The sequence below is a fragment of the Brevibacterium metallidurans genome, assembly GCF_037101285.1.
In the GTDB taxonomy this organism is placed as follows: domain Bacteria; phylum Actinomycetota; class Actinomycetes; order Actinomycetales; family Brevibacteriaceae; genus Brevibacterium; species Brevibacterium metallidurans.
Genome location: NZ_BAAAAF010000046.1, coordinates 1 through 1,379, shown reverse-complemented (window position 1 = coordinate 1,379; position 1,379 = coordinate 1). Strand labels below are relative to the sequence as shown.

At 69.8% G+C, this 1,379-nt stretch carries 1 protein-coding gene; it reads left to right on the top strand.

The window, feature by feature from the left end:
• The first annotated feature begins 65 nt into the window (after window positions 1–65).
• The gene (locus AACX88_RS17430; RefSeq protein WP_036316278.1) at window positions 66–1,376 is read left to right on the top strand and encodes an ISL3 family transposase; all 1,311 of its coding nucleotides are present in this window, start codon (window positions 66–68) and stop codon (window positions 1,374–1,376) included.
• Window positions 1,377–1,379: the final 3 nt, after the last annotated feature.

Sequence of the window (1,379 nt, the reverse complement as noted above, 5' to 3'; positions counted from 1 at the left end):
CTGGATAGGGGTCGAGGCCCTCCGAGGATGGAAGTTCTGACACTGCCCATCCTGAGGACCTCGACATGGATCACGCTACCTTCGTTCGCCCTGACCTGACCACGTTCTGCCGTCTCGACGAGCTCGGCCTCGAGGCCGTCGGACAGCGGGTTGAGCCTGATCGTGCGGTGATCCAGTGCCGGGTCCTGGAGCCGGACCCGTGGTGCAGGGAGTGCGGGGCCGAGGGCGTGCCCCGAGACACGGTGATCCGCCGGTTGGCGCACGAGCCGTTCGGGCACCGGCCCACGACCTTGATGGTCCGGGTCCGCCGGTACCGGTGTGTTACCTGCCGTCGGACGTGGCGGCAGGACACGTCGAAGGCCGCGGCGCCGCGGGCGAAGATCACCCGTGGCGGGGTGGGCTGGGCGCTGACCGGTGTGGTCGTGGACCACCTCACCGTCAGCCGCGTCGCTGCCGGGCTGGGAGTGTCCTGGCATACCGCCAACGAGGCGGTCATCGCCGAGGGCAAGCGGGTGCTGATCGACGATCCGGCCCGGTTCGCCGGGGTCACCACCATCGGGGTCGATGAGCACGTGTGGCGTCACACGCGCCACGGCGACAAGTACGTGACCGTGATCATCGACCTCACCCCGGCCCGGAACAAGTCCGGGCCCGCGCGGCTGCTGGACATGGTCGCGGGCCGGTCGAAGGCCGTGTTCAAGCAGTGGCTGGCCGATCGTCCTCGGGCGTGGCGGGACGGGGTGGAGGTCGTCGCGATGGACGGGTTCACCGGGTTCAAGACCGCTGCCGCCGAAGAGCTACCCACCGCAGTACCGGTCATGGATCCGTTCCACGTCATCCGTCTGGCAGGTGAGGGACTGGACCGGTGCCGGCAGCGCGTCCAGCAGCACACCCTCGGGCACCGGGGCCGGGCCGGGGACCCGCTCTACCGGGCGCGGCGGACCCTGCAGACCGGCGCGGACCTGCTCACCGACACCCAGCGCGCCCGGCTGGACACGGTATTCGCGGCAGACGAGCACGTCCAGGTCGAAGCGACCTGGGGCATCTACCAGCGGATGGTCGCCGCCTACCGCGAGCCCAACAAGACCACGGGCAAGCAGAGGATGCGAGCGGTCATCGAGTCGGTCGCCAGCGGCGTCCCAGACGCGCTGGTCGAGATCCGCACACTCGGCCGGACGCTGAAGCAGCGCGCCGCAGACGTGCTCGCCTTCTTCGACCGGCCCGGGACCTCGAACGGGCCGACAGAGGCCATCAACGGCCGACTCGAACACCTCCGCGGCTCCGCCCTCGGCTTCCGCAACCTCACCCACTACATCGCCCGATCTCTACTCGAGGCCGGCGGATTCAGACCCCGACTACACCCTCAACTGCGATGAGCC

What these genes read in the sequence shown, in the direction of transcription:
- AACX88_RS17430 (WP_036316278.1), top strand. Translation starts at nt 66, where the DNA reads ATGGATCACGCTACCTTCGTTCGCCCTGACCTGACCACGTTCTGCCGT.